The 13,687-nt window shown below is 45.5% G+C and carries 11 protein-coding genes; 3 read left to right on the top strand and 8 right to left on the bottom strand.

All coding sequences use genetic code 11. From position 1 onward, the window contains the following. Window positions 1–200: 200 nt before the first annotated feature. From yqiA to nudF, 4 genes are all read right to left on the bottom strand, one after another. A complete protein-coding gene (gene yqiA / locus NL626_RS19200) occupies window positions 201–785 on the bottom strand; it encodes an esterase YqiA (protein ID WP_005379875.1) in 585 nt (194 codons plus the stop codon). A 47-nt stretch (window positions 786–832) separates the two neighbouring features. Beyond that, on the bottom strand, window positions 833–1,639 hold the full coding sequence (cpdA, locus tag NL626_RS19195; protein WP_005387419.1) for a 3',5'-cyclic-AMP phosphodiesterase: 807 nt from the start codon (window positions 1,637–1,639) through the stop codon (window positions 833–835). A 61-nt stretch (window positions 1,640–1,700) separates the two neighbouring features. Next, window positions 1,701–2,144 carry a DUF1249 family protein gene (locus NL626_RS19190; protein WP_017633603.1) on the bottom strand — a complete coding sequence of 148 codons (444 nt, stop codon included), beginning with the start codon at window positions 2,142–2,144 and terminating at the stop codon, window positions 1,701–1,703. After that, the gene (gene nudF / locus NL626_RS19185) at window positions 2,144–2,794 is read right to left on the bottom strand and encodes an ADP-ribose diphosphatase (RefSeq protein WP_017633602.1); all 651 of its coding nucleotides are present in this window, start codon (window positions 2,792–2,794) and stop codon (window positions 2,144–2,146) included. The genes NL626_RS19190 and nudF overlap by 1 nt, the downstream gene beginning before the upstream one ends. Window positions 2,795–3,023: 229 nt before the next feature. Here nudF and tolC point away from each other — a divergent pair, with 229 nt between their 5' ends. Continuing rightward, the gene (gene tolC / locus NL626_RS19180; RefSeq protein ID WP_005379884.1) at window positions 3,024–4,352 is read left to right on the top strand and encodes an outer membrane channel protein TolC; all 1,329 of its coding nucleotides are present in this window, start codon (window positions 3,024–3,026) and stop codon (window positions 4,350–4,352) included. A 176-nt stretch (window positions 4,353–4,528) separates the two neighbouring features. Here the strand turns inward: tolC and hldE are convergent, their stop codons facing one another. From hldE to NL626_RS19165, 3 genes are all read right to left on the bottom strand, one after another. Beyond that, window positions 4,529–5,959, bottom strand: a complete 1,431-nt coding sequence (hldE, locus tag NL626_RS19175) for a bifunctional D-glycero-beta-D-manno-heptose-7-phosphate kinase/D-glycero-beta-D-manno-heptose 1-phosphate adenylyltransferase HldE (protein WP_017633601.1) — start codon at window positions 5,957–5,959, stop codon at window positions 4,529–4,531. 67 nt (window positions 5,960–6,026) lie between these two features. Then, window positions 6,027–8,870, bottom strand: coding sequence for a bifunctional [glutamate--ammonia ligase]-adenylyl-L-tyrosine phosphorylase/[glutamate--ammonia-ligase] adenylyltransferase (gene glnE / locus NL626_RS19170; protein WP_253657657.1), 2,844 nt, complete (start codon window positions 8,868–8,870; stop codon window positions 6,027–6,029). Between the two features lie 113 nt (window positions 8,871–8,983). Then, window positions 8,984–10,240 carry a methyl-accepting chemotaxis protein gene (locus NL626_RS19165; protein ID WP_005379890.1) on the bottom strand — a complete coding sequence of 419 codons (1,257 nt, stop codon included), beginning with the start codon at window positions 10,238–10,240 and terminating at the stop codon, window positions 8,984–8,986. Between the two features lie 105 nt (window positions 10,241–10,345). Here NL626_RS19165 and NL626_RS19160 point away from each other — a divergent pair, with 105 nt between their 5' ends. Continuing rightward, window positions 10,346–11,119 carry a potassium channel family protein gene (locus tag NL626_RS19160; protein WP_213967418.1) on the top strand — a complete coding sequence of 258 codons (774 nt, stop codon included), beginning with the start codon at window positions 10,346–10,348 and terminating at the stop codon, window positions 11,117–11,119. 41 nt (window positions 11,120–11,160) lie between these two features. Here NL626_RS19160 and NL626_RS19155 read toward each other — a convergent pair whose 3' ends face one another. Further along, complete coding sequence (locus tag NL626_RS19155) at window positions 11,161–12,693, bottom strand: inorganic triphosphatase (RefSeq protein WP_253657656.1); 1,533 nt, start codon at window positions 12,691–12,693, stop codon at window positions 11,161–11,163. A 212-nt stretch (window positions 12,694–12,905) separates the two neighbouring features. Between NL626_RS19155 and NL626_RS19150 the strand changes: the two genes are divergently transcribed. After that, window positions 12,906–13,586 carry a TIGR00153 family protein gene (locus tag NL626_RS19150; protein ID WP_005379896.1) on the top strand — a complete coding sequence of 227 codons (681 nt, stop codon included), beginning with the start codon at window positions 12,906–12,908 and terminating at the stop codon, window positions 13,584–13,586. Window positions 13,587–13,687 lie beyond the last annotated feature (101 nt).

The raw sequence follows: 13,687 nt of genomic DNA, 5'->3' as shown, positions 1-13,687 counted from the left end.
GGCGTACCCATACTCAGGAAACGAAAAAGCCACCCTGTTCACATCACTAAGAGTTTGTAAACATGATGCATAACAAAGTAGCCAGGGTCCTCGACCCTTAAGATCTTTTGGCAAAACATAGTCGGAAAGCATACCGCTCATGTCAAGAAACGGTTGGATATATCAATAAAAACTATGAGCCTTTTCCAATCGCTTTCGAATTACAGTTCTAGAAATTCGATAATCTGTGCAGGATAACGCTCAAAGCCTACAAAACTGTGATCACCGCCTTGTTCTACTGTTTGCTTAGCGTCTGCAAACTTATCTACCGCTTGTCGATAGTCTAAAACCTCATCTTCTGTTTGTTGCAATAACCAAAAAGAATGTGGCGACGCGATGCTTTGTACATCAAGAGCTTTTAACTCGTCAATATGACAAGCTTCAAGTGTATAGGTTTCATGCGTATATGGGTTAGTTTGCTTACCCAAATAATCTACTAGCAACTCATAAGGCTTGACTGCGGGGTTAACCACTACCGCTTTAAACCCAAACTTGTCATTTAGCCACGTTGACATAAAACCGCCTAATGAGCTGCCCACTAGACCAATTTTATAGTCATCTTTATATTGCTCGATAATATCCAACAACATTTTCGCCGCTTGCTGAGGATAACAAGGTAACTGGGGAACAATCACCTTGATATCAGACCTATGTTGCTCGCAGTAGGCTCTCATCACATTCGCTTTCATGGAGAGTGGAGAGCTATTAAAGCCATGGATATAGAGAAGAAGTGAAGGTTTACTCATAGATATCTCGCACAAAAAAGCGAGCCCGAACAGAGAGCTCGGGCGCGTTAGTAGCCGTTAGAAGAGAAGTCTGGTTGGAACTGGCCATCAGGAAGCCGACCTACTTGGGTCGTAATATCGCCACAAGCATGTAGTTGCAGCTCCCGCCAACCAGGCGAAGTGGTATCAAGGGCAAAATCATCCGAGTTAGGCTTAAACTGAACACAAGTTGAGGGTGTTGCCATCACTCGAATGCCCTTGTGAAGCACATTCATATCTTGATGAACATGACCACAGAGAATGCCTTTCACGTTATCAAAACGCTCGACAACCTGCCAAAACGCTTCGGCATCTTTTAAAGTATGTTGATCAAGCCACGCGCTTCCCACCAGTAACGGGTGATGATGCAACAAAACAAGTGTGTGTCTTTCTGGGTGTTCGGCTAGCTTTTCTTCGAGTAGCGTTAATTGCTGATCACTCAAGCGCCCATGAGGAACGCCAACAACTTGCGAGTCTAAAAGAATTAACTGCCAATGCTCGCCAAGCAACACATGCTCTGCGGCTTTGATTTGTGGCGAAGGCAAAACACTGCCCATATTAGGCTTGTAATCATGATTACCAGGTAGCCAAAAGCAGTCTTTCTCTAGCGGTTCAATGCCGTTGGCAAAGCGCTGATAAGATTCTGCACTATGGTCTTGGGAAATATCGCCCGTCGCCAAAATGTAATCAAACGCCACGTTGCGGCGTAAAACATCAGCAACAACAGCATTAAAGCTATCGACTGTTTTTACGCTTAGCAAACTTCCCTCATCGGCAGCAAACAGATGAGTATCCGTAATTTGTAAAAGTTTGATGCTGTCACTAGATGATTGCAAAATGAAAACCTGATTCGTCCACTATATCGTTATTTGTTATTTTCCTTTAGTGAAGTGACGATCAATTGAAGGCAAGTGGTGTTCTACTGATACCACTTCGTAAACAAAACGTCAGCCATTCACCGAGGAATGTGTTTAATTGATGCTTTTCATCTTTCTGCATCAGTTGGTCATTGGGATAATCATACTTAGCTTTTATGCGAGAGAACTCTCCGCTTGAGCATACTTCGGCTACTCTCGCATCATGATAAAGCCTGACAGACATCGTCGGTAAAGGAAACACTGGCGTTTCATCACTCTGACATATCTCAACAACTGTGGTGTATTTTGTGATTTCATTCACGGTCAATTGGTAAACCATGTTCGCCGCTTGGTAGCAACGTACATCCCCAACTTCGGCAGAAGCAGGCAATAAGGCATTCAATTTAGCGTAGTTGGTCTCATACGTTCTCATAAGACCAGCTAAATCAACATGATATTGTTGTTTTTCAGCCAATTGTGCCATTACTCACTCTCCACCGTTTGGGATAGTCCCCATTCTGACTTTAACTCTTGATGGTGTAATTGCAGCCATTGCAACGCAATAATCGACGCACCATTTTCAAATTTTCCGTCCTTCACCCATTGATACGCCGTTTCACGACTCATGACATGAACTCGGATATCTTCATTCTCATAGTCTAAACCATGAATGCCGTGCGCTTTAGACGCATCCACTTCACCAACAAAGACGTCTAGCTTTTCCGAGCAACCACCAGCCGAAGGATAATAGGACGTAACAGGTACAACGCGCCCCACCTGAATCCCCGCTTCTTCGACAGCCTCTCGACGAATTACGGCTTCAGCAGATTCATCGCGGTCAATCATACCGGCGACAATTTCTAGCTGCCAAGGGTGTTCATGTTCCAACGCGCCAATACGAATCTGTTCAATGATTACGACCTGGTCCGTCTTTGGATCATAAGGAAGCATCGCTGCTGCGTGACCACGCTCGAACATTTCTCGTTCGACAACTCCACTCCAACCACCAGCAAATAGCCTATGCTGAAAGCGGTATTTCACCATTTTGAAAAAACCTTCAAATAAGGTTTCTTTCGAGATGACTTTTACATCTCGCGAAGTAAAATCTTGTTGTTGTTTGTCACGCTGTTGCATTCAACACCTCTCTGAGTGAATCCTGTAGTTTACTCATTGTTATTCGCTTGCTCAAAGGACTTGGCTCAACTTTTTGTATAATAGTTACAAATTAATTTAAGTCTTTGCTAAAAATTTATTGCACAAGTGGATAATTACGTGTAAAAAAGTGCAAACTTTAGAGTAAATATCGTGCAAATTGAGTTAAACTACTGAGAATTAACCAATCTATGGACCGCGGGAATAGAAAATGAAAAAATTGCTTCCACTATTTATCAGTGCAGCGCTAGGTAGCATGAGTACGTCTGCGTTCGCAGACTCTTTGGCTGAAATCTACGACTTGGCAAAACAAAATGATCCACAATTGCTCAGTGTAGCAGCACAACGTGACCAAGCTTTCGAAGCAATCACCTCAAGCCGTAGTGCTCTATTACCACAGATCAACCTTACTGCGGGTTACAATTTAACTCGTGGTGATACTGAATACGATTCAAATCTAATTAGTGACGTATCAAACGATGGCAACGCGCTAACCGCTGGTGTTAGCTTTTCACAAGCACTTTACAACCGCGCATCTTGGATCTCTCTAGATACTGCTGAGAAAAGTGCTCGCCAAGCAGACGCAACTTACGCAGCGACGCAACAGGCACTGATTCTTCGCGTGTCACAAGCGTATTTTGAAGTTCTACGCGCACAAGATAATCTTGTTTTCGTACGTGCAGAAAAAGCCGCGGTTGGCCGTCAACTTGAGCAAACTAAACAGCGCTTTGAAGTAGGTTTGTCTGCAATCACTGACGTGCATGACGCACAAGCTCAGTACGACCAAGTGCTAGCGGACGAAGTGTTGGCAGAAAACGCGCTAACTAATAGCTACGAGTCACTGCGTGAAATTACAGGCCAAGAGCACAAAGATCTCAACATTTTGGACACTGGCCGCTTCACTGCTAGCCCATCGACCGTACCAGCTGAATCGCTCATTGATGAAGCAAAAACCAAAAACCTGACCTTGCTATCATCACGTATTCTTCAAGACATTGCGCGTGACAATATTTCACTAGCAAGCTCTGGCCACCTACCAACGCTCTCTCTAGACGGTGGTTACAACTACGGTGATACTTCTCATAGCTCTCGTGACAACACGACAGACAACTTCAATATTGGTGTGAACCTTGCAGTACCGCTATACACAGGTGGTAACGTAACCTCTCAAACCAAACAAGCTGAATACGCGTACGTGGCAGCAAGCGAAGATCTTGAAGCACAGTACCGTAGCGTAGTCAAAGATGTTCGCGCACAAAACAACAACATTAACGCCTCTATCGGCGCATTACGTGCGTATGAGCAAGCGGTTATTTCTGCACGCTCTGCACTAGAAGCAACAGAAGCTGGCTTTGATGTAGGTACTCGTACTATCGTTGATGTACTGGACGCGACTCGTCGTCTATACGATGCGAACAAAAACCTATCGAACGCTCGTTACGACTACATTTTAAGTGTTCTTCAGCTACGCCAAGCAGTTGGTACGCTAAGCGAACAAGACATCTTGGACGTTGATGCAGGTTTGAAAGCGGCAAAATAACCGCTAACTGAATACTTCAGGTCTTAATAAATAAAAACGCCAGTTGAGTTATCAGCTGGCGTTTTTTATTACTTGTAGTTCAGGCCTAAAAGTGCCTCTGAACTAAAAGTATCAAAAAGGCCGCACTTAGCGACCTTTATGAGCAAATAGCATTTCAATGCTAACAAACAGCAGGCTTAGCCCTTACCGCCTTTGATTGCATTAATGATTTCACTGGTCGAGCAGCCATCTTCAAAGTTCAATACACGAACTTCACCACCCGCCGCAATGACTTCTTTACCACCAGCAATCTCTTCTGGTTTGTAGTCACCGCCTTTTACTAGCAAGCTTGGTAGAACTTCTGAGATCAAACGCTGCGGCGTATCTTCACTAAATGGTACAACCCAATCCACAGCGCCCAAACCTGCCAACACCGCCATGCGGCGATCGGTTGGGTTTACCGGACGACCAGGGCCTTTAAGGCGTTTTACTGACTCATCGGTATTTACCGCAACGATTAGGCGATCGCCCAGTTCAGCAGCATGGTTTAAGTAAGACACATGCCCAGCGTGCAGAATATCAAAGCAGCCATTTGTCATAACGACTTTCTCGCCACGAGCTCGTGCTTTTTTCACCGCTTCGATCAGTGCTTTTTCTGAAATCACACCGTAATCCGTGTCTTGGCTGCCATGTACCGCTTCTGCTAATTCAATCTCAGAAAGCGTTGACGTGCCTAGTTTACCAACTACAACACCTGCCGCTGCGTTTGCTAGTGCACACGCTTCTTCAAATGATTTGCCTGCGGCAACAGACGCTGCCAATACAGAGATAACCGTGTCGCCCGCACCTGTCACGTCATACACTTCTTTCGCTTGAGTTGGAAGGTGGAACGGTTCCTGACCACGACGAATCAAGGTCATTCCGTTTTCGCTGCGTGTCACTAAAAGCGCTTCAAATTCAAACTCTTCAACCAAAGCCAGTGCTTTCTCTACTAGCTCTTGGTCAGATTTCACTTTACCTACAACGTCTTCGAACTCTTTCATGTTTGGCGTAAGAAGTGTTGCGCCACGGTAGCGTTCAAAATCCGCACCTTTCGGGTCAATGAAAACCGGAATATTTGCTGCGCGCGCTTTTTGAATGTATGCCTGAACATGCTCTAACGAACCTTTTGCGTAATCAGACATAATCACGGCTTTAACGTTTGGCAGTGCGGCATCCATTCGAGATAACACTGGCGCAGAATCTGTGTTTTCAAACTTGTCTTCGAAGTCGAGACGAATAAGCTGTTGTCCACGGCTCATTACACGAAGCTTCGTAATCGTTGGGTAATCAGGCAGTGCAACGAAATCGCACTTCACATTGAGTGAGCTCAGCGTCTCCGTCAGCACTTTTGCAGGCTCATCTTCCCCAGTTAGACCAACAATGTGAGCATGGCCACCTAGTGATGCGATGTTCATCGCAACGTTCGCAGCACCACCAGGACGCTCTTCATTGTTTTCTACTTTTACAACAGGAACCGGCGCTTCAGGAGAAATGCGCCCGGTTGGGCCATACCAGTAACGATCTAGCATGACATCACCGATAATGAGCACACCAGCGCTGTTGTAATCAGGTAGAATTGGTTTCATTGTTGGTCTCCAAAAATTAAATCGAAGTGAGTTTATCACAGCCCTTATCGAGGCTAAATATATGGTCTTAACTGAACCACTGATTCCAAGCCTGTTTTACCCACTCCCTTTCGGCAACAAACTTATCTTCCACCACATCAGCGTCTAAATTGAGTAGATTTCGGCGGTGTATTTCGTTGCGCATTGTCGTGTAAGCACGTATCAACTGCATTGCTTGGTCTTCGTCCATAACATCTTGCGCAATGAGCGTTTCAAAGATGCGCACATTATCACACCAACGCGTCAATTTCGGCTTATCGTGACTATAGTTGAGCACTAGGTACTGAGCGACAAATTCGATATCGGTAATCCCACCCACATCTTGCTTGAGCATAAAGCGGCCTGGCTTTTTCCCCCCAAGATGACCGCGCATTTTTTCTCTCATTTCGACAACGTCTTTTTTCAGTTCAGCTTGATCGCGTGCTTTGCACAGCACATCATGCCGCGTATTGTGAAATGCAATTGCCAGTGGTTCATCACCATAAATCATGCGCGCGCGGACAAGTGCTTGATGCTCCCATGTCCACGCGTCTTGATGTTGATAGTCGTCGAACGCGTCCGTTGGGCTAACCAACAAACCCGATGCACCGGACGGACGCAATCGGGTATCGACCTCGTATAAAATACCGGAAGCGGTGCGAGTGGAGAAAATATGAATGATACGCTGTGCTAAACGAAGGTAGAACTGACGACCATCAATCTCTTTTTTGCCGTCAGTGTAGACATTGACTGGGCAGTCATGCATGAAGACAATATCCAAATCGGAGTTATAGCCGAGCTCCCACCCTCCGACTTTACCATAACCAATTACAGCAAAGCCTTTGCCTTCACGATCTTGCACATGCGTTGGCTCGCCGTACTTTTCAGACACTTGCAACCAAGCCTGACTGATCACCGCATCAACGATAGCTTCCGCTAAATAAGTTAAATGGTCACTCACTTTCATCACTGGCAATGCGCCAGCAATATCTGCCGCTGCAATACGCAAAATACAAATTTGCTTAAACTGACGCAACGCTTCCATTTGCTGTTCCATATCATCTTCAGGAATACGCGCCAAATAATCACGCAGCTCTGTACGGTAACTGTCTAATGGAATGGGATTGTACAGCTGCGCAGGGTCGATTAACTCATCAAGCAAGATAGGATAACGAGACAGCTGCTCTGAAATCATTGGACTTGCGGTACACAAACGTACGAGCTGCACCAGAGCCGCTGGATGCTCATCCAATAATTCCAAGTAAGTCGTGCGAGTGCAGATGTTGTGTAGCAAGTGAAGTACACGAGATAAACCAAACTGTGCATCAGGATGGGCAAAGACCGCATCAAACACTTTCGGCATCAAACGATTGAGCACTTCGCGTCCACGTGGGCCTAACGTTTTTTTGGCCAGATCGGTTTTAAAGTTGATGATGGTTTTCGCGCATGAAGCAAAGTCTTCAATCTGAATATCCTGCTGCAAGATATGCTCAAGAACGTCTTGTTTGTCGGCCATATCCCATAGCTCATGAAAATGACGAGCAACAGTAGTCCCCTCGTCTTCTTCATCATCACCAATTAGTGATTCAAAAACTTGGTGAACATTTGCCATATGCTGCTGGGTTTGCTCAATCAATTGCTCCCAACAGCTCATTTTCATCGCGGTGGCGAGCTTTAAGCGTTCGGTTTCGCAATCAGGCAGCGTCTGGGTTTGCTTATCCGCCATTGCTTGCAACAAGTTTTCTAATTGACGCAAGTACTTGTATGCAGCTTCTAGATCGCTGACTTCTTTTGGAGTAAGCAATGCCAGTTCTTCAATGCCTTGCAGCGTTTCCAACAGCCCTCGATTACGCAAAGAAGGCTCTCGACCACCTCGAATCAATTGAAAAACTTGAGCGATAAATTCAATTTCTCGGATGCCACCCGCACCTAGCTTAATGTTGTTATTCAACCCTCGGCGGCGAACCTCGCTACTGATCATCGACTTCATTCGTCGCAAAGATTGAATCGCACTGAAATCAATATAACGACGAAAAACAAAAGGGCGCAGCATTTGGCGTAGCTCTTGATACTGCGGGTACATCTCACATCCCATCACCCGAGCTTTGATCATCGCGTAACGTTCCCAATCTCGCCCCTGTTCTTGGTAATAATCTTCAAGTGCGGCATAGCTCATTACCAAAGGGCCACTTTCTCCAAATGGGCGAAGTCGCATGTCGACGCGGTAGCAAAAACCATCGAAGGTTTGTTGGTCAAGCGCTTTGATGATGCGTTGACCAAGACGAGTAAAGAACTGGGCATTGGCAATGCTGCGGCGTGCGCCTTGGGTTTCGCCATTCTCTGGATACGTGAAAATTAGATCAATATCGGAAGAAAAGTTTAGCTCGCCACCACCCAGTTTCCCCATGCCGATAATTAACATCGGCTGCACTTCACCGTCCTCACTTGTTGGCGTGCCCCACTCCTGACAACACACTTGATATTGCCATTGATAGGTTTCAAAAATCATCGCTTCTGCCAACTCAGATAAGTGGCTTAAAGACGTCTCTAGAGACCATGCATGCGTGAAATCCTTCCACGCAATGTACACCATTTCTCGATTGCGAAACTGACGCAATACGCGATGACCAGACATCTCATCAGGACATTGTTCCAACAGTTCAGCAAGGCGTGAGCGGTAAGACTCCTGACGACTTGGCTGCGCTAACATACTTGGCAACTCACGGGCTAGGACTTCATCGCGATGAATGGCTTCAGTTATAAACTGGCTTAAGCCCGCCACATAACGAAATTGCTGCGCAACCTCATCGGGCCAAAGGGGAAAATAACCTGCGTCTTGGGCGTTTTGTACGGCAGATTCAGCGATAGAAATCAGTGGCGAAGGCAGCTGCATTTTTCTTCCTTGTTTGAAAAGCACGGTAACTCATTCTTTATACCAGACTGAAAGCAAATAAAAACGCCCACAAAAGGTTTGTGGGCGTTTTATCAAAAGTTCGGGATCGAATATTAAACTTGGAAAGATTTGATCTTCTTGTCTAGCTCACCTGCATTATTTTGCATCATTTCAGAGGTTTCTAGCAGCTCGGTAACAACAACAACTGAGGCTTCAACCAACTCACGTACATTGGTGAGGTTTTGGCTCATCTCTTCTGCAACACTGCTTTGCTGACCAGACGCCGTCGCGATCTGGAAGTTCATGTCATTGATTTGCGTCACTTGCCCAACAATACCATCGAGCTCAGATCCAGCATTAGAAACCAGCTCGTTTCCATCTGCCGCTTCTACAACGCTTTTTTCCATGAGTTCTACCGCAGATTCAGCACTGGTTTGCAGCTGTGCGATCATCTCTTGAATTTCTACCGTCGCTTGTTGTGTACGTTGGGCAAGGTTACGAACTTCATCTGCAACCACAGCAAAACCCCGCCCAGCCTCGCCAGCTCGCGCCGCTTCAATCGCCGCATTCAGTGCAAGCAGGTTGGTTTGTTCAGAAATGCCTTGAATCGTCCCTACAACGCTACCAATGGCTTCAACACGTTCTTCAACTTGGTTAACCGCTTGTGCCGATGAAGCGATATCCGACGAAAGTTCACTCATTTTCGCCATTGTACTTTGCAAGAACTGCTGACCAGAAATTGCTTGTGCGGAAGCTTGCTCTGTTAGAGAAGATGCCGTCTGGGCATGTTCCGCAACCGTTTGGACCGTCGACGACATTTCACTCATCGCCGTAGCAAGTTGATCAATTTCGTTAAACTCTTCTTGCGCCGATTCCTTCGTTTCCGACATGCTCAGCGTCATGACTTCGGTGAGCGTTGATAATTCATCAGACGCATTAATTTGCATTTGAATAACATCGTGCAATTGTCGACGTGTCTTTTCTAATTCACGTGCCACGTCTCCGTATTCATCTTTACAATCCATACCAAATGGAACAGAGAGGTTCTTGCTCGCCATCAGTTTGATCGCGTCGCTCAGATACTGTGTTTGACGCAACATCACTCTAGCCGCCGCTAATAAGAGCACGACAAAAACCACAATCAATAAGGCGGTTTGCCAAGCAACTTGCGTTAAATATGCTTCATAATGCTGTTGGGCAACTTGCGCGTTTTGTGTCGCCGCTAAAAGTGAGTCGTAAAAAGTGTTTGCGTCCCACAGTTGTTTTGCCACGATCAGGACAGTACTGAAGACCATCAACATGACCATTTTAGGCACCAGTCGAATGTCGGATATGACCCTTTCCCATGGCTTAAATGCCAGCTTTTCCATTGTCAGTTCTCCACCGAGTCTTATATAGTCTTTATCTATAATCTTTATATTACTTATAGTTATGTTCGCGCTTTGCGTGGTTACGCGATTTATTTTGAGCTTCGTATGAAAAACAATGATATCAAAGACAGCACACGACCGATGGGCCTGTTGTCACTAATATTGTCTTTTATGGCACTATTTGTGATCTCTGGCTTGTTGTTTTTCCCGATCGATCACGAAACCCGTCAAGTTCTTATCGGTCTGGATTTCATAATCTGTAGTATTTTCCTACTACAGCTCACCATTGATTTGATCCGGTCCACAGATCGCTGGTTATTCCTTAAACGTCATTGGATAGATTTCGTGGCGAGCATCCCATTGATAGAGCCCCTGCGCTTTGCTCGTATTTTTCATATTATGCGAGTGGTATTAGTACTGCGTTCGTCAAAGTTCATTTTGCATCAGCTCAAAGAAAACCGCCGCGAAACCACGGTCGCCTCTATACTGCTATTGATGGTTATCCTCATAACACTCGGTTCTAGTGCAATGCTGTTTATCGAAGCGAAAAACCCAGAAGCGAATATTCGTACTGGCGCCGATGCTTTGTGGTGGGTATTTGTAACAATCTCAACGGTTGGTTACGGCGATCATTATCCAGTGACCTCCATAGGAAAGTTTTTGGCTGTCATCATCATTGTTTGCGGGGTGGGTATCTTTGGTATGATCTCGGGTCTTATCACCTCTATCCTTGCTGCCCCAACGAAACAACAGACGCACAGTTCAATCAATAAAGAACGTATGCTCGAGCAGCTCCTAAGCCAACAAGCGCAAATACTAGAACGACTCGATTTCATGGAAAAAGAGCTACAACAACGTAAAACAGAGACAAAAAAATAGGACCATGCGGTCCTATTTTTTTGTTCTTATCACCAGAACGATCATTCACGCCAATAAGGCTGAACTTCCACACTGATCGCTCGGGTTTGATCCATTGCATGCAAAATTGAGCGCTCTTGACGGTGCAACCAGCGTTCTAACTGCTCTTTTTCTGCGTCTTCCAGCATATCAACCAACGGGAGCAAGTGGTTCAGCATTAGCAGATCATCGATACCATGCACCAGATCCGCCCATGGCAAACGGAAGCTGTTACGCTCATCCGAGTTATACAAACTCGCGAAACCAATACCAGTATAGAGATTACGCAATAAGCGATAACGCTGATCAACGTACTCTTGCGCCGTCAAATCGCGCTCTGCTGGGAAAGCTTCCATTAGCTCAGCCCAAGTGCGATCGAGCTGAGTAACTGAAAACGGCATGATGTTACTTGCCATTTTTTCACGTGCTTTTTCATCAAGAAATGGCTGCCAACCGCGCGCTAAGATCCAGCGGCTTAGATCCAGCAGTAACCCTGTGTAACGCGCGGAATTGAGCAACCCTAGCACTTCTTCACGGCTTGGCAACTCTTGTAACTGCTGAGTCAGCTCAGATACTAAGAACTTACGCGCATCCAACTTACGCAGCACATTGCCTTTGTCATCTAAGAGCTCTTCAAGGTGTGCATGCTCATCCAACCAACTCAGTTCTTCTTCCAACCATTTAAGCTCTTGGCGCAGAATCGCGCTCGCGCGACGAGGGACAATCCCGCCAAAAATAGTCAATGTTTGACGAATGAAACGAATGGCATTACTGATTTCACGCAGTGCTTCCACGCTGTCACGCTCAGCATAAATTTGCTCGTGATAATGCCAATGAGACAAAGCGTGCTCTAAAGAGTTGATCAAGCAAAATTCAACGGTATCCGTCGGACTACTGTCCACAAGTGCCAATGATTTTACTTCATCACCCGCATAACCACTTGCAAGTCGATAACCTTTCGCCGCTTTGCTCAAGTTACCCAAGCGCATACCGCCTTGCTCGCAAAAGCTGCGTGCCAGCGTGAATAAAGCTTCGGTTTGGCCTGACTTAAGTTCCAGTTCAACTTCGCAAATCGGCTCTTGCTTCTCTTCTTCGTCTTCACCTTTGGCTACAACTAAGCCTTGGTCAAAGGCAACTTCAACCTGACTGCCATCGGGCATGCCAATCAGCCATTGTTCACGTGTGAAGTTGGTCGAGAATAATGGCATAAGCTCGGATTGCAGCGTTTCTGCATCTTTACCTGGAGGCCAAATATCAAGAGGATGAAGCGACAGATTAGGCTCGTCGCTAGTGTGCTCAGCATTGTATTCTGGTCTTTGATGTAAGCCTGCGACGACGCGTCCTGCTGTCTTTACGGTTTGGACGAATACATCATCAAAACGGCGAATTCTTAAACCAATGTCGTGCTTTCGAAGCCATTTATCGGCAGTATCAAAATAGGTGTTACCCAAGTCACGACAACTATGCTGAAGTACTTTTGTCTCAGAAATTTTTTCTTTTAAAGTTTCTGAAAATTCAGGAGAAACAAAAAACTTCAGTTCTATTTCGGTTTCCATAGCTATACCTTTCAAAGCAGATAGAAACAGGATATTGCGTAATTTCTCACACGGCAAGAGAGAAATATCGCCGGATTGATGATCTAAAACAGTTTTAATGAGCGATTTAATGCGTTACCATGCGCGCCTTTATAGCCATCGTTCAACATTTCGCCAAGCACTCAGAAATGGTGTATGTTTTTTTAAGGTTATAGTTATTAGGTTGAATGACCATGCCAGTAAATACAATTATGGGGTTATTTGCAAAGTCCCCAATTAAGCCTTTGCAACGCCACGTTGTGTGTGTCAACGAATGTTGTTCACACTTGGTGAAATTCTTTGAAGTATCTTCAAAGGGTGATTGGGAAAAAGCAGCAGAAATCCGTGCACAAATTTCTCACCTAGAGAAAGAAGCGGATGTGCTGAAACGTGAAATCCGTCTAAAACTGCCTCGCGGTTTGTTCATGCCAGTCGACCGTACTGACATGCTTGAGCTTTTGACTCAACAGGACAAACTTGCAAACCTGGCAAAAGACATTGCTGGCCGTGTATATGGTCGTCAACTTGTCATCCCTGAGGCTCTCCAACCAAACTTCCTCGCTTACGTTCAACGTTGTCTTGATGCTGCCGATCAGGCGCAAAAGGTAATCAATGAACTTGATGAATTGCTAGAAACCGGCTTCAAAGGCCGTGAAGTGACGCTCGTCGCTGAAATGATTCATCAATTAGACGTTATCGAAGATGATACCGATGCCATGCAGATTGAACTTCGCCAACAGTTGATGGTGATTGAAGCTGACATGAACCCTATCGATGTCATGTTCCTGTACAAGATTCTTGAATGGGTAGGTGGTATTGCCGACCAAGCGCAGCGCGTAGGTGCTCGTTTGGAAGTCATGCTATCTCGATCTTAAAACATAAAGTTAACGACATAACGAAGAGCATAATTAACACGTGTCATAGGGACGATGACTATTTTCATCGTCTTATGGTTTGGCGCGCGTAAAATTTTGTT

It is taken from the genome of Vibrio sp. Y58_MX_L22 (assembly GCF_024181865.1).
GTDB lineage: Bacteria > Pseudomonadota > Gammaproteobacteria > Enterobacterales > Vibrionaceae > Vibrio > Vibrio alginolyticus.
This window is presented reverse-complemented; position numbering and strand designations above follow the sequence as displayed.